16 protein-coding genes are annotated in these 20,394 nt (G+C 45.1%); 8 read left to right on the top strand and 8 right to left on the bottom strand.

Annotation, left to right across the window (positions count from 1 at the left end; translation table 11 throughout):
- Position 1: 1 nt before the first annotated feature.
- The 4 genes from PODO_RS29390 to PODO_RS29375 form a co-directional block, all read right to left on the bottom strand.
- Entirely contained in the window at positions 2-1,840 is a 1,839-nt protein-coding gene (locus tag PODO_RS29390; RefSeq protein WP_038573903.1) for a sensor histidine kinase, read from the bottom strand.
- A 147-nt stretch (positions 1,841-1,987) separates the two neighbouring features.
- The gene (locus PODO_RS29385) at positions 1,988-3,709 is read right to left on the bottom strand and encodes an extracellular solute-binding protein (RefSeq protein WP_143758639.1); all 1,722 of its coding nucleotides are present in this window, start codon (positions 3,707-3,709) and stop codon (positions 1,988-1,990) included.
- 8 nt (positions 3,710-3,717) lie between these two features.
- Complete coding sequence (locus tag PODO_RS29380) at positions 3,718-4,602, bottom strand: carbohydrate ABC transporter permease (RefSeq protein ID WP_038573901.1); 885 nt, start codon at positions 4,600-4,602, stop codon at positions 3,718-3,720.
- 18 nt (positions 4,603-4,620) lie between these two features.
- Entirely contained in the window at positions 4,621-5,541 is a 921-nt protein-coding gene (locus PODO_RS29375; RefSeq protein WP_038573900.1) for an ABC transporter permease, read from the bottom strand.
- A gap of 148 nt (positions 5,542-5,689) precedes the next feature.
- On the opposite strand from PODO_RS29375, the gene PODO_RS29370 reads away from it, so the two are divergent.
- The 7 genes from PODO_RS29370 to PODO_RS29340 all read left to right on the top strand — a co-directional run bounded on the left by PODO_RS29370 (position 5,690) and on the right by PODO_RS29340 (position 14,500).
- A complete protein-coding gene (locus PODO_RS29370) occupies positions 5,690-6,433 on the top strand; it encodes a glycoside hydrolase family 16 protein (RefSeq protein WP_051491236.1) in 744 nt (247 codons plus the stop codon).
- A 122-nt stretch (positions 6,434-6,555) separates the two neighbouring features.
- Complete coding sequence (locus PODO_RS29365; RefSeq protein ID WP_038573899.1) at positions 6,556-7,938, top strand: SMI1/KNR4 family protein; 1,383 nt, start codon at positions 6,556-6,558, stop codon at positions 7,936-7,938.
- 242 nt (positions 7,939-8,180) lie between these two features.
- The gene (locus PODO_RS29360) at positions 8,181-9,251 is read left to right on the top strand and encodes a zinc-dependent alcohol dehydrogenase (protein ID WP_244886413.1); all 1,071 of its coding nucleotides are present in this window, start codon (positions 8,181-8,183) and stop codon (positions 9,249-9,251) included.
- Between the two features lie 36 nt (positions 9,252-9,287).
- Entirely contained in the window at positions 9,288-11,228 is a 1,941-nt protein-coding gene (locus PODO_RS29355; RefSeq protein ID WP_052097392.1) for an alpha-amylase family protein, read from the top strand.
- A 15-nt stretch (positions 11,229-11,243) separates the two neighbouring features.
- Positions 11,244-12,380: a sugar ABC transporter substrate-binding protein gene (locus PODO_RS29350; RefSeq protein ID WP_038573897.1), complete on the top strand. Its 1,137-nt coding sequence runs from the start codon at positions 11,244-11,246 to the stop codon at positions 12,378-12,380.
- A 20-nt stretch (positions 12,381-12,400) separates the two neighbouring features.
- Entirely contained in the window at positions 12,401-13,060 is a 660-nt protein-coding gene (locus PODO_RS29345; RefSeq protein WP_036682374.1) for a dihydrofolate reductase family protein, read from the top strand.
- Between the two features lie 75 nt (positions 13,061-13,135).
- A complete protein-coding gene (locus PODO_RS29340; protein ID WP_038573894.1) occupies positions 13,136-14,500 on the top strand; it encodes an MATE family efflux transporter in 1,365 nt (454 codons plus the stop codon).
- Between the two features lie 271 nt (positions 14,501-14,771).
- Here the strand turns inward: PODO_RS29340 and PODO_RS29335 are convergent, their stop codons facing one another.
- The 3 genes from PODO_RS29335 to pdxR form a co-directional block, all read right to left on the bottom strand.
- On the bottom strand, positions 14,772-15,344 hold the full coding sequence (locus PODO_RS29335; RefSeq protein WP_052097390.1) for a DUF4352 domain-containing protein: 573 nt from the start codon (positions 15,342-15,344) through the stop codon (positions 14,772-14,774).
- Positions 15,345-15,607: 263 nt separating this feature from the next.
- A complete protein-coding gene (locus tag PODO_RS29330) occupies positions 15,608-16,468 on the bottom strand; it encodes a hypothetical protein (protein WP_143758638.1) in 861 nt (286 codons plus the stop codon).
- A gap of 93 nt (positions 16,469-16,561) precedes the next feature.
- A complete protein-coding gene (gene pdxR, locus PODO_RS29325; protein WP_038573889.1) occupies positions 16,562-17,992 on the bottom strand; it encodes a MocR-like pyridoxine biosynthesis transcription factor PdxR in 1,431 nt (476 codons plus the stop codon).
- Between the two features lie 153 nt (positions 17,993-18,145).
- Between pdxR and PODO_RS29320 the strand changes: the two genes are divergently transcribed.
- Positions 18,146-18,673 carry a pyridoxamine 5'-phosphate oxidase family protein gene (locus tag PODO_RS29320; RefSeq protein WP_038573887.1) on the top strand — a complete coding sequence of 176 codons (528 nt, stop codon included), beginning with the start codon at positions 18,146-18,148 and terminating at the stop codon, positions 18,671-18,673.
- 95 nt (positions 18,674-18,768) lie between these two features.
- Here PODO_RS29320 and PODO_RS29315 read toward each other — a convergent pair whose 3' ends face one another.
- Positions 18,769-20,241: a DHA2 family efflux MFS transporter permease subunit gene (locus PODO_RS29315; protein ID WP_038573885.1), complete on the bottom strand. Its 1,473-nt coding sequence runs from the start codon at positions 20,239-20,241 to the stop codon at positions 18,769-18,771.
- Between the last annotated feature and the right edge of the window lie 153 nt (positions 20,242-20,394).

Here is a 20,394-nt window from a genome sequence, read left to right as displayed (position 1 = left end):
CCTACCATCCTCCAAGATTCACATTTTCCCAAGGCAAACGTATGGTTACACAAGTATAGGCACCCTGCACACTGTCAATCCAAAGACCGCAGTTCTTACCATAATGAAGCTGTATGCGCTTATGCACGTTCTCCAAGCCCAGTCCGTTTTTGCTGGTAACAATCGGTGAATCTGAGTCGCCCCGCAGCACAGCCTGCAGACTGGACAGCATTTCCGGGTCAACACCTGCGCCATCATCTCGTATCTCAATTAGCAGAAGGCTTTCATTTTCTACCGATACGGTAATATGGATACGTACGCTGCCGCCCGAGGGCGCTGCATGATGAACGGCATTTTCGACGATGGGCTGCATGCACATTTTAGGAATTGTATAACGCAGTACCTCCTGCGGGAGATCCGCCGTCAACTCAATGCTGCCACCCTCCATAAAGTTTATGAATCGGACATAGCTGTGTATGTTGGCAAGTTCTTCGCTAAGCGCAACCGTATCGCTGCGCCATTGCATGCTGTATCGCAGTTGTGAGCCTAAAGACACCAACGCTTCGGCGATAGCGGGCTGTCGCTGAACCTCCGCGAGCATACGGATGGATTCCAGCGCGTTATATAAAAAGTGTGAATTGATCTGCGAATGCAGCGAGTGCAGCTGTGCATTTTTGGCAATCAGCTGCTTATCTACCACTTGGGTCATCAAATGTTTGATTTCGTCCAACATATTATTGTAGCTGACGGCCACCTCGTCGATTTCGTCACCGGTTTCGTTTTTATCCAGGCCGGTATCAATTTTCGCATCCAGTTGGCCTTGCCGCACCTTGCGCATAGAAGCCAGCACCCTGTCGAGCCGGCGGAAAATGCGCCGAGTGGTATGTGAAACGAGCAGTAACATTAGCAGCAATACACACAATGTGATCGCTACTACGAGCAAATACCAGCTTCGTGGGCCTTTCATCAGCGCTTGATGAGAGGCAATATCCACTACATAGGCGTTCAGTGGGGCGATGTAGCGATACAACGCGTAGTAAGTATGGTCGCCTACCTTGACCTTAATGGGGCTACTCTGCTGCAGCACATCCAGCCGCTGGTGAATGCTACCTAGAATGTTATCCAATTCCTCACCGGCATTTTGTGAAAAGATATGCTCAGGATTGTATACAGATCGGGAAGAGTCGGCTCCATCCATCACTACAGAAAAGAAATCCCCCCCGCTATCCTCAAGCAGGTCACTGAAAAAGACGCTATGCTGGGCGCGGATTTCCATAATGGTAGGGAGTTTCTGCTGTTGCCCCTGAAGGCGTACCAGCCGGTAATAGGATAGCGTATGCTCTCCATCTTTAAAAGCAAATAAGCGGTATGCCGCACCGCCTTCCTCCCGAAGTGTCACCCAGTAGTCCTTCGGCCAGAACTTGTCATAATGGTAGATTTCAGGCCAAATCTCAAATAGGTTTGGATTATCGACATAGAAACTTAGCTCGCTGATCATCTCGTAGCTTTGAATGATATTATGCATTTGCTCAAATTGATTTTGTCTAAATTTTACGAGACGCAGGCCATCCCCGCGCATATTGGAGTGAATAAAATCTACAAATGCCTTTTGATTCAGCGCAGTAGAGGAAGCGTTCTCAATAATGCCCATTTTGCTGCGCAGTTGTTCGTTAATTCGTGAGACATGGCTGCTGCCGGTAGCCATAGCGTCCTTGTATAGCTGACTTTCCTGTGTGCGGATAAATAAAAAGGATACCACAATCGCAGGGATGGCAATCATCATGCTAAAAGCCAGAAACAACTTTTGGGAGATTCGGGAATTACGGTACAGCTTCCTCATTTTAGTCAGCAGATACTTCATTTAAGTAGCCTCCTACCCTTGTAATATACCATATATTACAAACTGCCCGGTAGGTAACTAGGCTGTTTTGTTAAATGGTTAAAGAAGCGAAAAAGGGAATACCGGCCACCCTTTCGGTGGCCGGCAGCAATCTTAATACGGGCATTATTACTCTGCCATTTTGGATTTTCGCACATCCAGTTCAGCCTGGCGGTATTCCATCACCTTGCCAAAGTTGTAATTCTCGCGGCGGTCAAGGAAATTGTCGAAGATTTTATCAAATTCAGCCTCATTTTTGGCCGTAATTAGCTCAGGGAGTACTTCCTCCCAATTTTGCGAAATACGGGACCAGGCTACCGACACATCAGAATCGCCCTGTGGATCTAAGCCCTTATAGATACCGCTATCAATATCGGCCTGCTTATTGGCGAAGTCTTCCATTTGCTTAATGACAGGAGATTTCTCCGGTCTCCACTGGTTGACGATTACAGGGTTTCGCATCATCCAATAGGTATCCATGATGCCGTATTCTTTCTCCAGCTTCTCAATATCAGTGTCGAGTAATTTTACCATTTCAGGCTTCAGTTGCGGCTTGCCATCTACCATCTCCCATGTTTCGCCTTCCTTGCCAAGGAACAAATCTCGTTGGCCTTCTTCGCTGGCCAGATAGGTCAAAAAGCGGATGGCTCGTTCAGGGTTTTCGGTTGATTTGCTAATCATCGTCACCATCCAGCCGTCCATGTTGCCAGGGAATAACTTAGGGTTATCGCCCTTGCTGTTCTTTGGCCCATCGACTGCGATGTAGTAAGAGTCCGGGTTGCCGCTAGCAGCCAGCATAGGATTGACAGCCGACATACCGGTCCACTCGCGGACCATCATGAAATAGCGGGCGTTGTTTGTTTTTTCCTCTACCTGAGTATCGGAATCCACCAGGAAATCCACATTAATCAACCCGCGCTCGTAAGCCGTACGGAAGGTTTTTAGCCAGGCAATATAATCGGGATCGGTAATGCGGTCGTATACTTTTCCGTCTTTCTCATGCGGAACGGCCAGTAGGTTCTGCAGATATTCGGTCATCCCGTAAGGGACGTTCCCTTGTGCAAAAAAGGGACTGATGGGCTGGCCTTTATATTGGGAGTACTTATCCTTTACCAGTTGCAGTGCGTTCAGAAAGCCCTCTGGAGTGCTAAGGTCCGGGCTGCCCATCTCCTCATACAGATCTTTCCGCACCAGGAAAGTCTGGTTAGCCGCCGTCATGCCAGTTTCATGCATCAGGTTGGGGCTATATGAATCATTCGGAACGCCATAGGTATTGCCATTTTCTTGACGATACCACTTCAGTGTACCGTCCCCGGCCACCTTGAAGAAGTAAGGGTCATACTTGTCAGCTAATTCATTTAAGGCGTAGACATGATCGCCTTCCCACAGCTTTTTGACAGCGGTTTCCCACGAACCCATTGATATCAAGTCTGGCAGCTTGCCCGAGGTCATCATCAGGGTAATATGTTCATTGGCTTCACCGGAAGGTACTTCAAGCTTGATGTTTACGCCTGTTTTTTCCGTTACGTACTTGGAGGTCAAGCTGTCTCCCCAAGTGTGGGCATACCAGTTAGCACCTACGAACCAGGTTAAATCAACAGGGCTGGTATCCAGCTTCCATGCCGGATCATCGGGATTGAGCTTTGCTTCACTCGGGGGCGGCTGTGTACTATCTGTAGGCTGTGGTGTCGGCTTATTTTCACTATTCGCTGAATTGGAACACGCGGCTATGCCTAGCATCAGGCTTGCGGCCAGAACGAGGGTCAACCCCGGCTTAATGAGATTACGTTTCATGACATAATCATCCTTTCTTTGCTGCTTCTGAATTTTTGAATACCAGTTTCTAGACACTCACACTCTTATCCCTTAATGGCGCCAATCATCACGCCTTTGACCAGATAGCGTTGAATGAAAGGATAGACTATCAGAATAGGCAGTGTGGCCACCATCATGGATGCAAATTTAATAGAGTTGCCGGGAAGTCTTGCGCCGAATTGCGCCATAGCTTGCTGCTGCATGAAGGACATAGAGTTCTCCGCAATGATTTTGTACAGCATGGTCTGCAGTGGCAGTAATTCCTGCGAACGGATGTAGATGACCCCCTGGTAATAATCATTCCAATGATAAACGGCTGAAAAAAGCGATATAGTCGCAATGACAGCCATGCTATTGGGCAATACGATTCTGAACAGGACGCCATAGTCTGAAGCACCGTCTACCTTCGCAGACTCCTCCAGGCTATCGGGTATGGTGCGGAAGAAGCTCATGAAAATGACCATATTAAAAAAAGTGTACATAGAGGGAATGATGAATATCCAAAAATTATCATATAAGCCCAGCTTCGTCATCAGAATAAATGTAGGGATCAGCCCGCCTGAGAACAGCATCGTAACCAATGCGATTTTAAGATACAGCTTGCGTCCGATCAGATTAGACTTGCTCATTCCGTAAGCAATAATGGCGGTAAACAACACATGCGTTGCTGTCCCGATCACTGTGCGCAGAGTGGTAATGTAAAAACCGTTCATCATAGTCTTATCATTGAACACAACGCTATAGCTGGCCAGCGATAATTCTTTGGGAAACCAGTTGACGGTGCCCAGGGATGCCTGCTGCGGAGCATTAAGCGAGTTAATGAATACAAACCACATCGGGTACAGTGTTAAAAAGCAAACCGCCAGCATCAGCAGGGTGTTGCAGACCTCAAATACTCCAATTTGCCGAAATCTTTTGCGTCTTTCCATACCTCTGTCCTCTCCCTTCTAAAAAATGCTGTCGCCGGTTAGTTTTTTGGATGTGTGATTGGCCAAAAACAACAAACCTAGCGCCACAATAGAGCGGGCGAACAGGACGGCTGTTGAGAAGGAATGGCGCCCGGAGACCAACCCCATGTTGTAGATATACAAGTCTAGGCTTTCCGCCATCCTCATGTTCATATTGTTCTTCAACATAAAGATCTGCTCAAAGTTACTGCCGAGTATCCCGCTGACAGCGAGGATGAACAAAATAGCGATGGTGGGGCGTATGCTCTGAATGGTGATATGCCACATCCGCTGCCGCCGATTTGCGCCATCCAGCTCAGCCGCTTCGTACAGCCCCGGATCAATGCCGGATATTGCCGCTATGTAGATAATGGCGCTCCAGCCGGTTTCTTTTAACGTATCGGTGAAAAAGGTGATCCACCAAAAGTACTTAGGGTCGCTGTTAAACAGGATTTCGCGTTCCTGGAGCCCGAACGCCATCATCAACTGATTGATCACACCGCCCTCGCCCAGCCAATTGAGCGCAATGCCGCCAAAAATCGTCCAGGCAATAAAGTGCGGCAGGTACGAAATGGTTTGTACCGTTCGCTTAAATCGAAGACTCCGTATTTCATTCAGCAGCAAGGCGAACAAGATAGGAATGGGAAAACCCAAGACCAGCTTGATGCTGCTCATTCCCAGAGTATTGCGAATCGAACGCCAAAAACGCTCATCCGTCAAAAAATCCTGAAAATGCTTCAGCCCGACAAACGGTGATTCTAGTAAGGGTTTGGCGATGCTGTAGTCCATAAATGCAATAATGAGCCAGAACATAGGGATATAACAAAAGATAAACATCCAGATGATTCCCGGGATAACCATGCTTTGCAATTGCCACTGCTTAAAAAGCGCTTTCATTTGTTCCGTTCTGTATTGGAACATTTTCCGTGCCCCCTTTCTATTTCATCGTATGAAAAAGCGTATAGGAAAAAAAGCCCATGATTATCGACCCTATCCCATTTTTTTAGATTTGTTTGACCAGCCGCAAAAATTAAGTATGCTGTGATTAAATGAAGGGAGTGTGCAAAGGATGAATAAACCTATATGGGAACAGAATTTCTTAGATAGAAATGCCGATTTAAAGCTATGGAATGTCCGCCTTGGCAACGACTTGTTAGATAATGAGGGTAATCCCATAGACCCAGGTTGGGGCAACGGAGAGCAGCAGTATTACACGGATCATTCCAGCAATCTGTATATCGATGAATTTGGCTTAAACCTGTGCGCGCGCAGCGAATCCATTGAAAAGGATGGGCGCAATTTTGCATATACCTCGGCTCGTTTGGATACAAAGGACCATTTTTCCTTTTGTTATGGCAAGTTGGTTGTGCGTGCAAAACTGCCGGTAGGGCAAGGGGTATGGCCTGCCATCTGGTTGCTTCCGCAGGAACAGGCTTACGGGCCTTGGCCAGCTTCCGGCGAGATTGATATCATGGAAGCCAAAGGCCGCTTGCCTCAGCAAATATCCGGAACACTGCACTACGGAAAGAATTGGGAACATCAAATCGTTGAGGAGTTCTCGCACCATTTTGAAAGCGGAACCATTAATGAATTCCATGATTATGCACTGGAATGGAATGCCAGTTCGATTCGATGGCTGGTAGACGGACATTGCTTTGCCGAGCGTTGCTTGGAGCCAGGCATTATGCCCTTTAACGAGTCATTTTATCTGGTGCTGAACCTTGCAGTGGGCGGCTGGTATGACAATGTAGCGGTTGACGAGACTGCACTGCCAGCGGTGATGACGGTTTCAGGGATATGGCTGTATCCATAATTAAAAATTTTGGAGATGCCCTCTTTTTCGATTTTCAATACCTACATCCCATCTGGTAGAATAGGGAAAACCATATTTCTCTATATTCTAGTAACTTAATTATAAGCTTGGGGAGGTAGACTATGGACAAAGAACTAGTGGCACAGCTGACACAGTGGCATGAAGATGATGAACACCAGAAGATTGTAGACACTCTGATGGAGATTCCTCCAGCGGACAGAGATTACGAGGTAGTCAGCAGTCTGGCAAGAGCGTATAACAATGTGGGATGTTATGAAGAAGCCCTTGAACACTTCGCGATGATTGCGGAACAAGGGCAGAATGATTATCTGTGGCATTTTCGTGTGGGATATTCCTACTATTATTTGAATCGATATGAGGAAGCGGTGAGAGTGCTGAGTATTGCCCATGACCTCGATCCGGATGATGAGAACACGGCCATGTTTTTGAAATTCAGCCAGCGCAAGCTTCGCAAAGAACAAGACGCCGCAGCCAGACGGGCAATCAGAGAACAGCATAATGATTCGGGGACGACTGCAGCTCCTTTTGACGGGATGGATCTCTCCGGCTTTTGGGACGATAGCGATTATGCGCTAAAAGAATATGTTTCTTCTCCGCCTACGGATGAGCTGATTGCTTCTGTAGAAGAAGAACTGGGTTACAAGCTTCCTGCCTCTTATATCAGTCTGATGAAGCAGCACAATGGGGGAGTGCCTTATAATACTTGTTTTCCGACCGAGGACGCGACCTCATGGGCTGAGGATCATATTGCGATTACGGGCATTATGGGCATCGGACGCGAGAAAAGCTATTCCATCTGCGGCGATCTCGGCAGCCCGTTCATGATTGAGGAGTGGGGGTATCCCGACATCGGCGTGGTAATTTGTGATTGCCCTTCGGCAGGCCATGATGTCGTGATGCTGGATTACCGCAATTGCGGGAGGGACGGCGAACCCGAGGTAATTCATGTGGATCAGGAAGATAATTATGAGATTACGTTTCTGGCCCAAGACTTCGAGACGTTTATACGCGGCCTGGTGAGTGATGAGGAATACGACACCTCTGAAGAAGATAAAGAGGAGGATTTGCGCAAAGTAGCCGTAGGCCAATTCTCACCTTTGCTTGCGAAGCTGTGCAGCGATGTGTCTGAGGTAGATCAGCTTGAGCAGAAGATCCGTAAAGTCTGTACCCGAATCGTTGAAGAGAAGGGACACTTCTCCTTTCATGCGGATGAGCTTTCTACTCTGATGTACGATGTGCAGTTCTGGCTGTACACAAGCTCTTATCCAAATACGAGCCGTCAACAATATCTGGATGTATATGAGAAAATGATCGCTTTTGGCGGCGAGTTCGGGCAAGGAGGATACGCTCCGGGATGGATCAGCGACTGGCTGGATGGGCGAATACGGGAAGAGCTAATCGTCCAGGAAAACGGGGTGCTTCGCTTCACAGATCAAGCCCGCTCTGAGGTCATTGCACGGCTGGAAGCGGAAGCTGCAAAATAGGAGACGTTGATTCGGGGGCTACTCTCCCGCACGGAGCTCGGTTGATCACAATCGTATTCAAGGGTCATCCCACAAAGGATGGCCCTTAAACTTGCCGTTTCAGACAGTGCACTCCGCATAATAAGCGAAAGAAAATTAAAGCGCTTACTCGTGAAGTATTTATATATAAATGTAATTATTAACATTTTTCGACAACATTCACCTTACTTTTACATGGTAGTTATGATATATTCTGGGCGAATATGGATAACAAAAAAGAAAGGGGAATGAGTATGGAAGCGTTGGTGTGGACATCTAATCATAAGCTGGAGCTTTGCGAATGGGAAGAGCCGCAGATTGCAGCACCGGATGAAGTCAAGATCCGGATTGAGATGACAGGTGTATGTGGAACAGATTTAGCAGTCATAACTGGGAAAGAGGAGGGGGTTCCAGGGGTCATTCGTGGTCATGAGGCAGTAGGGACTGTAATCCAAATCGGCAGCAACGTTGACCGTGTTAAGGTAGGCGACCGCGTAGTTATCGATCCGAATCAAAGCTGTGATGAATGCTATTTTTGCTTGAAGAAACAGCCGCACCTCTGTACGGGCATCGATGGAAATGGGATGCCTATTGCGGGTTTGAATCGAAATGGGACATTCACTTTTTTTTACTCAACTGCACAAACGTTTGCACACCGTCTTCCCGATCATATGAGCTGGGAGACGGGGGTTTTGATTGAGCCGCTTGCCTGTGTACTGCACAATTTCAAAGAAGCCAATGTCACAGCAGACGACAAGGTACTCATTCTTGGATCGGGTCCAATGGGACTGTTAAGCCAAATTGTGAGCAAGTCGAAATCTGCGCTCACGGTAGCGACTGAAGTTAATCCCTATCGGCTAGCTTTTGCCAGAGAGATCTCAGATTTTGCTTTAACCCCTGCCCAATTAAATCAAGCTACCGTAGACAAAATCTGTGCGGGACATAAGTTTGATGTGATTATCGATACGGTGGGCACTCAACTCGAAATGGCGGAAAAGTGGATTGAACGTGGAGGCCGCATCGTTCCTTTTGGTATTAATGCGAAGTATCGCTACACCTTTTCCCCTACTAAATTCGTGCAGCATGCAATAAAAATTATAGCAGCAGGTGAATACCGCCACATGTTCGAGGAAGCTTTGCGGTTTGCCGCTGAAACTCCTGAAATGGAGAAACTAGTGACTAGAAAAGTTAAGCTCAGTGAGCATGAAGCAGCGATAGACGAGTTGATCGGCTATGAATTGAACTCTTTGAAGGTGGTTGGGAGTGAAACCGTAAAGACGGTTTTTGTTCCCTAAACGTAAGACTACAATCAATGAGAGGTGGCACTGTTGATGAGCAATGATAGCAAATTCAGATTAATTAAAGATTACTTGTCTACACAAAAGGCTAAAGACATAGAGCCAATTTGGATACCCGCAGTGTGGAATGAGTGCCAATATGAGCGTGTTCTCTTAGAAAAAGAGGGTGAAATTTGTGTACACCCGTATGATTTTTTGACAGATCATTTGAATTATCTGGACAGGCTTTCGTGGAGATATCTGCTTAAGGAACGCACAAATCTGGACGATAGCGCGATCTATTCTTCGCTTATTCGCTATTCTACGGCTTGGGATTACAACCATGACGGAAAAATTGAATCGGGTACTTTTTTAAGATTCTTTATTCTTCTGCCTCTGCTAAAGAAAATGGGCATCAATATTCTGTACATGCTTCCAGTTAACCAGTACAGCAAGTTGAATCTGAAGGGGGATATTGGGTCCCCTTACGCAGTGCAATCGTTATTCCATTTGGACGAGAACCTGCACGATAGCCTATTGGATGATATGGAGGAGTTTACGATCCACGATGAGCTCAGCGCTTTGGTAGAGGCTTGTCATTTACTTGATATTAAGACTGTTGTTGACTTCATTCCCCGTGTGACGGCGAAAAACAGTGCGTTCATTACCGAGCATCCTGAATGGGTGTATTGGATCAAAATGGATGAATTAGAAGGCTTTGCGCCGCCCGCAATTCCCCAGCTTGGATTTTTTGAGGAGTGTACGCCGGACAAATTGGAGACGGTCTACCGCAGCCAGGAGACAGCAGTATTTCTGCGGAAGTTCACGCCACCGCCCAATGAACTCCATCCAATCCTTTGGCAGCACTTGAAAGAGAAAGCTGCTAAAACAGGAGAGGAGCTATTAACTTTGGTGGAGCAAGAGATGGGGATAACGACTGCTCCAGCGCATTCGGATTGGATAAATGATGTGCAGCCGATTTGGACAGACATTACGTTCTTACGCCTCTACCAGGATTTCTCTCCGCAAGTGAGACATCTTATAAGTCCGGATCAGGCGCCATATGTCCTTTTTGATACGATTAAATGCAATGACTACCCGGGAGAGGAGCCGAATCTGGAGCTGTGGGATGTTCTGGAGGAGGCAGTACGGGTTAATCTCGAAAAATTTGGGATTGACGGCTTCCGCATCGACATCGGACACGTGCTTCCTATTCCGTTGTTGACTCGTATTTTTGACACGATTAAAGAGATGAATCCAAATGCGATCTTAATCAGCGAAGATTTGTTCAATCGCAACCACAAGAAGGCAGCAAACACCGGCTATAACATTATGCTTGGCAGTGGATGGAACGTCATGACACAAATTACTAAAGAGAATCTCATTTCATTCTTAGAAGAGCTGCCTGAGTTGAATATTCATATATTTGCCTGTGCAGAAACAGCAGATACTCCTCGGATCACCAGCCGTGGCGGTGTAGAGGTTGCTCGGATGATCGCGGTATTTAATCAATTTCTTCCGAACGCAATTCCATACGTGACGACGGGTTATGAAATGAATGAGGAGCAGCCGCTCAACTGTGGTCTTGGAGACAACACGAACGGAAAGGAGATTTCCCGAGCTTTTTTTAACGTTATGCAAATTAATTGGACCAATCCTACACCGATGCTGCCGCTGTTGGCGGAGCTAAGTGAACTCAAGAAAGATTGGCGCCACCTAGTGAAGCCGGAAAACTTTTTCGTGGCTCAATCCCCGGAAGGTATTGTTCTGTACGGGTATATGCAAGGGGATGAAACGCTGCTGTGCTGCTTTAACTTGAGTGCTGATGCTTTCTGCCAAGTTGATTTGAAGGTTGCCGTACCTGGCCGATGCCCAATGACGGTAACACTGGATAGTTCCTTAACGGGTAGCAGCGTAGGTCAGGCGTTCGATTGCTTGCTGCTTGCGCCTAATCAGGCTTTAGTGCTCGTAAACAATCATAGACAATTTAGGTAAGGGAGAGAGGCTGCAATGGAAAAGAACAATAAGGAAGTCGTGGTATGGCATGAGTTTGATGGTCCAGGAGATACCTCGATTGAGGTGCTGGAGGGAATTTGTAAGCTGTATACAGAGCGCTTCGGCGTACAAATTACACCACAAGTGATGAATATTACGGAGCTGACTGCGCGCCTGAACCAAATTAAGGACACCCAGCAAGGTCCGCATCTGGCGATGGTTCCTGCTGACATGTCCTCCTATGTGGAGAACGGTCTTTACTCCGAAGTACCGGGCGGGCTATTTGACGATACGCTGACTGAGGGAGCCCTTTCAACGATGCAAATGAATGGTGTTCAGTATGGTATCCCTGTATTGCGGGGTAATCATCTGGTTGTGTATTACAACCCGTTGATTTACCCTAGTGCGCCGACGACATGGGACGTGTTCGAAGAGGCAGCAGAAAAGTTATCCGCCCAAGGTATCATACCGATTGGAGCAGACTTACAGCAAGGCTATTGGTTTATTCCGTTCCTTACAGCTTTCGGCGGTTGGCCTGTACAGAATGGAAAGCCGAATATCGTCACCTCTGAAATGAAGCAGGCGCTTCAGTTTATTCGCGACAAGATGGATCAAGGCGTGCTCGTTAGTCTCGACGGCTCCACAGGACTGCTTGAGCAGTTCATTGACGGTAAGATCGGCGCCATTATTTGTGGCGAGTGGATTTATAACCATCTAGATAAACATATGAACAATAGGCTTGCGGTTTGCCAGCTTCCGAGCATCGAAGGGCGGCAATCATTATCCATGTCTTCTTCTATTGGCCTGATCTACCCTAATCATTCATTAACGTCCGAGGAGCGGGAAGATATTTTATCATTCACGCGCTTTATGCTGAGTGACGAATGCCAAACTATGTGGACGCTGGGTGTACAGCGGATTCCGGCTCAGGAAGAGGTGCTGAACCATCTAGCTGCCTCTGCTGCGCCTAACAGAAAGATGATTTTATCGCTTTTGGATCACTCACGGCCGATGCCGACTTATCCCTTCATGATCCATGTATGGGAGGCGTTAAATGCGGGTCTTATCGAGCTGCCCTTGAGCAATCCTGAACAAGCATTGAACAAAATAGAACAGACTATTCAAGCCTCTTGGGGCGCATTTAAAAGCTAATTAGAGATGGGGAGAGCCAAATGAAAACAACGATATTCAGCCAAATTTCTATTGATGGAAAGCTCACTATGGGCGCTGGTAATTCGAGTAAAGAGCTTTTTTCTTTATTTTCCAGTGAGGATATGGAATTTATTCATCTATTCCGGGGGAAGGTGCAGGGAATTATGGTCGGCAAAAATACAATTTTGACGGACAATCCCTTTCTTACTAATCGGTATGAGGAAAATAAAAATCCAATTCGTATCATTCCGACAACTACCTTGGATATTCCGCTAGATTGCAATGTACTCTCGGACCAAGGGAAGACGATTATTGTCACGACCGAGAAAGGACGGGATGAAGAAAAAATCAAACAGATCCGGCAAAGAGGAAAGGAGTGCCTTATCTGCGGCGAGGATAAAGTAGATTTTGTGGAGCTTGAACGTCAGTTGGAGGAGAACTATGGGATTACCAGTCTGATGGTCGAAGGCGGCGGATTCTTAAACTGGCATATTTTCAATCAGGATATCGTCGATGAGATTATTCTAATGCAGCTTCCAATCATCATAGGCGGCTCCACAAACATTACTTTAGTGGATGGAGACGGGTATCAGCAATTGAACTTTGCGAAAAAGTTCAAGGTTGTAGAAATTCAACCAAAAGATAACTACACGCTCATGCGCTACAAAAAGGTGATCTAACCTCAAACTAAGTCATAGACTGCGAATGGCTATAAGTTCTGGAAAAATCGAGAATATGGGGGTTGTGAACGATACATGTCAGAGAAAGAAGATTTCTACAAAAGTGTGTATAAAATCGCTGTGCCCGTTACGCTTCAAAGCTTGCTGATGGCATTGCTTAATTTGACGGATCAATTGATGGTTGGGCAGCTGGGAGATGTGGCAATTGCCTCGGTGGGGATGTCGACCAAAATATACGGGATCATCGCGGTTGTCTTGGCCGGTTTATCGACGGGTGTATCCATATATGCAGCCCAGTTTTGGGGAAATAAAGATTCCAAAAGCGTCTCTCAAGTACTGGGTCTCGGACTGATCACTGGCTTTGCGTTCTCGTTCCTGTTCTCTGCGGCTGTCTTTATCGATTCGCCGCTCTTTCTGAGCCTATTCACTACAGACATGAATGTAATAGATGAGGGTTATATCTTTCTCCAGATAATGTCGATCGGTTTTGTGCCTGTCATGCTCACGATGATGTATTCCGCGATTTTACGCAGTACTGGCCATGCCAAATGGCCGATGTATGTAAGTCTAATTGCAGTTGGCTTGAATATTATACTGAATTACGTACTTATTTACGGACATTTCGGTGCTCCTGCGCTTGGTCTGAAGGGCGCTGCCATTGCTACTCTTATCTCTAGGGTCTTCGAATGCTTGTTGATCATTGGTGCCGTGTACCGGTATCGTTTACCGGGAGCTGTCGGGTTAAAGAACTTATTCATTGTTCCTAAACCGCTCATTCGCAAGTTTTTTGGAACGACCTATCCGCTGCTACTGACTGAATTAATCTGGGTATTGGGCGAAACAGCATATGCGATTATTTATAGCCGTATGGGGACGATGGAAATGACTGCGATGACCATTACCTTCCCACTTCAGGGTCTTTGCATTGGCCTATTATCGGGTCTGGCTAGTGCAGCAGGGGTAATGGTTGGCAACCGTTTGGGTGCGAATGAATCTGATATCGCACTCGATCATGCGAAAAGATTCATTCGTCTAGGCATCATTATCTCTCTGATCGTCGGGGTTATCATTGCGGCAGGCTCGAAGCTGTATGTCTCTGCGTTCAATATCTCCGAGGACGCTAAACAAATGAGCATGTATATCGTTATCGTGTTTGCTGGATTTCTTTGGGTCAAAGTATCCAATATGATTATAGCCGGCGGTATACTAAACAGCGGAGGAGACAGCAAGTTCGTATTCGGCATGGAGTCTACCGCAACGTGGCTGATAGGAGTCCCATCCGGGCTGTTGCTGTCATACATTTGGAAGCAACCTGTCTACCTTGTGTATCTCGTCATCTCGCTGGAGGAGGTTGTCCGCTTTGGCTTCGGCTACGCCCGGATTTACTCCCGTAAGTGGATGAGAAATTTAGTTAGCGATCTGGCTGAAAAAGCTATGTAACATACGACCTGATTGAATCGATGCGGAGGATTAATCTCCCCCTAAATTAGATATCTCTTCACTTAACAATGCAAAAGGTACTGCCTCAAGGTAGTGCCTTTTGCATTGTTTTTTAAATATCCAGTTGTTAACTGCCAAGTATCTTAACCACTACGTTTTAAAGCACTAGTTACTTCGTTGACGGTTATTTTGATCATAAAGTAGAATTTTTACGTCGAAGAAGTAGCAAAAAACCACCAACTTACATTGGTGGTTTACGATCCATATAGTATTATTTCAATTCAATCTGTCCTTGTTCGGTTCCCCAGAACCCAGTTTGGACATTCAAAAGAAAGCCAGTCATATCTTCTGGGATTTCAAATACTACATTGCCTGTTTGAGCCAATCCAGGATTGATTCCTTCATATAAAAAATAGTCTCCGGAAGTAGTAATCAACGTTGATGGGTTATACGTAACTTCATCTTTTAGGAGCTGAAAGTATGATGAGTCTGTGGTAATCATTTTTTTACCAGCATTTTTAACAGTTACATTTACTACTAGGAAAATACTTCCGTCAGCACTAGGTGAGTAGGATAAGTAATTTCCATCTTTAATTTCCTTGGTAGTAGTTACCTTGTTAACTTTAAAAACAACATCGCCAACTTGTAATTCTTCTCCTTTTTTTGCTAGTTTTTTCGCATCTTCTTTTGAGGTGCCCTTTGTTTCTACAGAGTTTGCGGTGGTATTAGATTTGCTAGTTGTGTCGTTTGAACTATCCTTATCTTTAGCAAATATACCAATGACAATGATTAGTACAATTAAAGCGATGAATCCCAGACACCCGATTTTAAAAATCTTTTTCAAATAAAACCCTCCCAATTAGGTAATTTGAACCATTATGTGTACTATAAATATATCGGAAATTCCAGAAAATTCTTTATAAGGATTATGCTTTTTTTGAAAAAAATTGTTTATAAGGAAAGTTGAGTAAACCGATATGCCTTTGAGTAGTTTCTTGGTAAGTTTTTAATAGTATTAGTGCAGTGTTTGAATATTTCTCGGGAGCCGTAGATGAGAGAAAGATAGGCCGCACTCCATGAAGGAGAGCGGCCTATTTCTTTTTACATTTACTTAGGTTGCTTACGTCTTCTGAGATAGGCCCAGATCACAAATACTGCTGCTAGAGCAATAATGGCGCTAATGGTGATAGACCTTGTTAGGTGATTATTATAGTCCGCGTAATACGCGGAAGCAATGGTTTCCCAACCATCCTGCTCGTCATCGGAAAAGTCGTTCTGCATCGTCTGCAACACGTCTATTAAATGTTCTGGGGTTTGAGGCTCTATATTAGTGGTTAGTCCTTTAGCTTCTGCCGATGAGGCTTGTTGTGGAACAATGATGAATTCCTGATTGTCTTTCTTGAAGGCAGCTATATATTCGTCGCGCTCACGGATTAGTATGGGCTCACTCCCTTCACCCTCAGCCTGTAGAGATTCAATAACATAGGCCAGAGTATCAGGATTCCCTCCAAACTCAGTAACTTGATAGGACCCGTTTGAATCCTTTTGAATGATCAATTTAGATTTGGGTATCCCGCCCGATAAAATAAGAAACTCCCAGATCTCTTGGGGTGTGACCGTTTCAATCAGACTATTGGAAGCTTGCCTAAGCTTAGCGCCATCAATAAAATGAATTTGCATTCCTTCGCCTACGGTAATTTTACTAATCTCTGCTTCATTGTTGTAACCGTATCCTTTAGGGTCTTTAGAAAGCCCTTCTCTAATCAATGTTAATCCTTCTTTATTCGCAAAAGAAATAACATCTTCAGCTACGGCCTGAGCCCATGCAGGCAAGGGAAAAGTCAGAAATAATAAAAATAAAGCTATGGTTAACAACAGCATTTTCTTAATGGGAAGCCCTCCTAAAAAATATTTGCTGAAGCCATGAATTCCCCATCTCCAGGTTCTATCGTAGTTTAAATTTACCATATATTAACTATTTTTTGAAGTTTTAATGGTTTCATAAATCTAAAATAGTTTATGGACTGTTCAACAAATTTTGTGAGTGCTGCAGAGGTGATTTTATAGGATCAACTCCGCAAGACGATGAATGCCCTGCTCGATCGCTGCCTCATTTACTTTTGCAAACCCTAATACCCATCCTTTTCTTTTGCTATCCAAACAATAGGGCCCAAGAGGGTACACACGTATTCCATGTTGTAGGGCTAACTTTGTCACAGCTTCTTCGTCGAATGTTTCCTCAGCTTCTAATAACATATGTAATCCAGTTTCTACTCCACTGAGCGTGAAGCGCTCCCCTAAACCGCTAGCCATAATAGCTTTTGCCATGACCTCGTGTCTTCGCCGGTACACATTTCTGACTCTTCGCATATGGCGCATAAAATGACCATTTTTAATGAAGTGGGTTAGTGTTAGCTGATCCATAATCGGAAGATGACGGTAAGTCAGCTCCTGCACCTTCGCTAGCTGAGCAATCGCCTCGACTGATCCAACAATAGCCGAAATACGAATACCTGGTGCAATCATTTTAGAGAAACTCATGAGGTACAAAGTATTATTAGATGCCTGACTAAACAGCGTTGGCAGCGGCTCCCCGCGATATCGAAATTCACTATCATAATCGTCTTCAATGATCCAAAATCGTTCTTGAACGGCCTTATACAGCAATTGTTGCCGGCGGGGCTCCGACATAACGACCCCTACTGCGCACTGGTGGGAAGGGGTGGCAAAGACCAGCTTGGATTGCGGGTGAATATGTTCAACCACTAGACCATACTCATCAACGGGAACGGGTACCACATTCATACGGCGGTATCTCATTGCCATCCAAGCAGCTGGGAAACCTGGATCCTCTACTGAGACAGTGTCCCCATCAGCTAAAAGTGACTGTGCGATTAAGTCAATACTATGCTGAGCTCCTGAGGTCAACAGAATCTGATTGGTTTGGACATGTATGCCCCGTTCAAGTGATAAATAACGCTGTATTTGCTCACGTAATGGTGTGTACCCGTAGCAGTTACCGTAAGCCCAGCTTGATAAATCCATTTCAGCGGATGCCTGGAGCAGCGATTGCCGCCAGTTTTTTTGAAATTGTTCATCCAAATAGGGTTCATGGGGACTGAAATCAATATCCACTTCTAGCTGTTCTTTACCTCTGAACCAGTCATGTAATTGATCAACAGCTGAGTCTAGCAAGGAGAGTGACGGAGGTGTGGGGCCCTCTGTTTCTATTTCCTTCGTGGACATAGTGACTTGCTTCCACGTACTAACTCGCGTCCCTCCCCGGCGGGAGGTAACTGTATAACCTCGACTTAACAATTCCTCATAGACGATCTGTATAGTTGAGCGGGAGACACCTACGATGTGCGCAAGTTCGCGGGTAGGAATCAGTAATTCTCCTGGTGCCCAGACTCCGCTAGTAATATTATGAATCGCTTGATCAAGCAATTGCTGCCAGATTGGTCTCTTATCATTGCGAATTACTTTCATCATCGTACATACCTCCAAATAGAAACTCCAATCATAAAAAACGAATTATGGATTGCTCTAAACAGCGAATTTTGGATATTTTAATACAATCCATTCATTGATATACTACCGTAACAACGCTGGTATCCGCAATTTAAATAAAAGGAGAGATTCGATATGAATTCGGTTCGTTACAAGACCAGGGAATGCTTAGATCAAGAGAAGATTGAAAGGTTCCTTCACCAAACGAGATTAGGTTATCTGGGGTTGGTTGATGGGAACCTCCCTTATGTTGTGCCACTTAATTATGTATGGACTGAAGGGAAACTGTATATTCACGGGGCTGGAGATGGAAGACGTAATCAGGTCATGCGTGATAATCCGGAGGTATGTTTTACGGTATGTGAGGAATACGGAACTATTACAGACCCGGTACCAGCCAAAACGGATACAGCTTATATGAGCGTAATGATATTTGGACAAGCAGAACCGATTTCAGATTTGGATGAAGCCACACACGTACTTCAGGAATTGATCAATAAATACGTACCGGGTTATTATAATCGCCCCTTGTCCAAGCAGCATGTGGAAAAGTATAGATCGGCTGTATTTGGCGGTCCGGTTCAAGTTTATCGGGTAATTCCGCATCATATCACGGCAAAAGAAAGTCCTATTGAAGCAGAAAAAATGTATAAAAGGAGTTGAAAATGATATTTTTAATGATTGACGAAAGCTCATAAGTATAACAAAAGCCACTCCGCTAAGGAATGGCTTTTCTTCATTTACTCTGCAATTACTAGTTACAACTGAGGTTCCTTGCTAACTAGGTTTGCTTTCTTTTCAATCATGAGCTTGTTTTTCGTGGGCATAAATAATGTTATAACAAATGCGGCAATGGATAAAATCATCATGAAGTAGTAGGCGTCACTTGCCCCAAGAATCGATGTAAGGGATTTAAGGATCTCAGGAGTAGCGGAGGGATTATTCTGCATCAGTGTAGTTGCATGACTGGTTGCCTGCACTGTATAAATTGTAATTACGACAGCAGTACCAATGGCCCCGGCAATTTGGCGAACGGTATTATTCACAGCTGTACCATGAGTGCCGAGTTGTTTGGGCAACGCATTTAGTCCGGCTGTATTGAGTGGCATAGTAATGAAGCTTAATCCAATTCGCAGGCCTATGGTACGAATCATTAGATAAGTATACGTGGTCGATTCAGATAAATCTGTTACCGCCCACATAGATGGAATAATAAACAATAGGCCAATGATGAACAGCGGTTTCGCACCGAAACGGTCGTATAATTTACCGGTGACGGGTGACATGAACGCATTTACGAGTGCGCCCGGCAACAATAGTAGTCCTGCATCAAATGCTGTAAACCCGCGACCATTCTGCAGATAAATAGGCAATAAGATCATATCTGCGTACATCATCATTGTGATTAATACGTTAATAAGAGATGTCATCGTAAACACTTTATTTTTGAAGACCGACAGGTTTAGCAGTGGATCATCCGATTTGATTTGTCGAAGACAGAATACGGCTGTTACCACGACCCCAATCCCTAAGGTTAGGATCACGATTACATCATCCCAGCCTTTACTTCCTGCACTACTGAAGCCGTATAAAATTAAGCCGAATCCGACGGTTGATAAAAGAACACTTACCACATCAAGCTTCGACTTAGACGTCTCAGATACATTCACTAAATACTTGAACGCCAACGCTATAACAATGAGGACAAGTGGAATAAGCCCGATAAATAACCAGCGCCAAGAGTGGTATTCGACAACAAATCCCGCAAGGGTCGGCCCAATAGCAGGAGCGAATATCATCGCCAGCCCAAGCAGTCCCATAGCGCTGCCACGTTTTTCAACGGGGAAGATCGCGAGCACAACACTCATCATGAGCGGCATTATAATGCCAGCACCGGCAGCTTGGATCATCCGTCCGATTAAGAGTAGACTAAAGCTCGGCGCTGCTGCACAAATTATAGAACCGATTAATAAAAATGACATGGCACTTATAAATAATTGCCGTGTTGTAAAACGTTTCATTAAATAGGCCGTAATCGGAATCAAAATCCCGTTGATCAGCATAAATCCTGTTGAAATCCATTGTACGGTTGTTGCTGTGACATCAAAAACATCCATCAAACTACTTAAGGCGACATTTAAAAGCGTCTGATTGAGTGTGGATAAGAAACAACCAAAGATTAAGATGGTTAGTAAGATCCCTTTATTTATGTTCTTAGTGTCTTCTTGCATGTTGCAGTCCTCTCTTCATTGCTTTTTCGACATAGTGTCAATAAAATAAATCATATCAGGATTTAAAAAGTATTCCTATTTGCAATTTTATTGAAAATGTCGACTAATCGACAGAATAGGCAAATTAGTTGATGAAAGGCCATTTAAACGATA

Origin of the sequence: Paenibacillus odorifer, from assembly GCF_000758725.1 — a bacterium.
Classification (GTDB): Bacteria; Bacillota; Bacilli; order Paenibacillales; family Paenibacillaceae; genus Paenibacillus_AQ; species Paenibacillus_AQ odorifer.
The sequence above is the reverse complement of the archived record's forward strand: the minus strand, read 5'-3'. Positions and strand labels throughout refer to the sequence as shown.

Bases quoted from the DNA above. Each gene is read 5' to 3' on its own strand.
- PODO_RS29350 (WP_038573897.1), top strand. From the start codon at position 11,244: ATGGAAAAGAACAATAAGGAAGTCGTGGTATGGCATGAGTTTGATGGT.
- PODO_RS29390 (WP_038573903.1), bottom strand. From the start codon at position 1,840: ATGAAGTATCTGCTGACTAAAATGAGGAAGCTGTACCGTAATTCCCGA.
- PODO_RS29315 (WP_038573885.1), bottom strand. From the start codon at position 20,241: ATGCAAGAAGACACTAAGAACATAAATAAAGGGATCTTACTAACCATC.
- PODO_RS29360 (WP_244886413.1), top strand. From the start codon at position 8,181: ATGGATAACAAAAAAGAAAGGGGAATGAGTATGGAAGCGTTGGTGTGG.
- PODO_RS29380 (WP_038573901.1), bottom strand. From the start codon at position 4,602: ATGGAAAGACGCAAAAGATTTCGGCAAATTGGAGTATTTGAGGTCTGC.
- PODO_RS29355 (WP_052097392.1), top strand. From the start codon at position 9,288: ATGAGCAATGATAGCAAATTCAGATTAATTAAAGATTACTTGTCTACA.
- PODO_RS29320 (WP_038573887.1), top strand. From the start codon at position 18,146: ATGAATTCGGTTCGTTACAAGACCAGGGAATGCTTAGATCAAGAGAAG.
- PODO_RS29375 (WP_038573900.1), bottom strand. From the start codon at position 5,541: ATGTTCCAATACAGAACGGAACAAATGAAAGCGCTTTTTAAGCAGTGG.
- pdxR (WP_038573889.1), bottom strand. From the start codon at position 17,992: ATGATGAAAGTAATTCGCAATGATAAGAGACCAATCTGGCAGCAATTG.
- PODO_RS29365 (WP_038573899.1), top strand. From the start codon at position 6,556: ATGGACAAAGAACTAGTGGCACAGCTGACACAGTGGCATGAAGATGAT.
- PODO_RS29345 (WP_036682374.1), top strand. From the start codon at position 12,401: ATGAAAACAACGATATTCAGCCAAATTTCTATTGATGGAAAGCTCACT.
- PODO_RS29330 (WP_143758638.1), bottom strand. From the start codon at position 16,468: ATGGTAAATTTAAACTACGATAGAACCTGGAGATGGGGAATTCATGGC.
- PODO_RS29370 (WP_051491236.1), top strand. From the start codon at position 5,690: ATGAATAAACCTATATGGGAACAGAATTTCTTAGATAGAAATGCCGAT.
- PODO_RS29340 (WP_038573894.1), top strand. From the start codon at position 13,136: ATGTCAGAGAAAGAAGATTTCTACAAAAGTGTGTATAAAATCGCTGTG.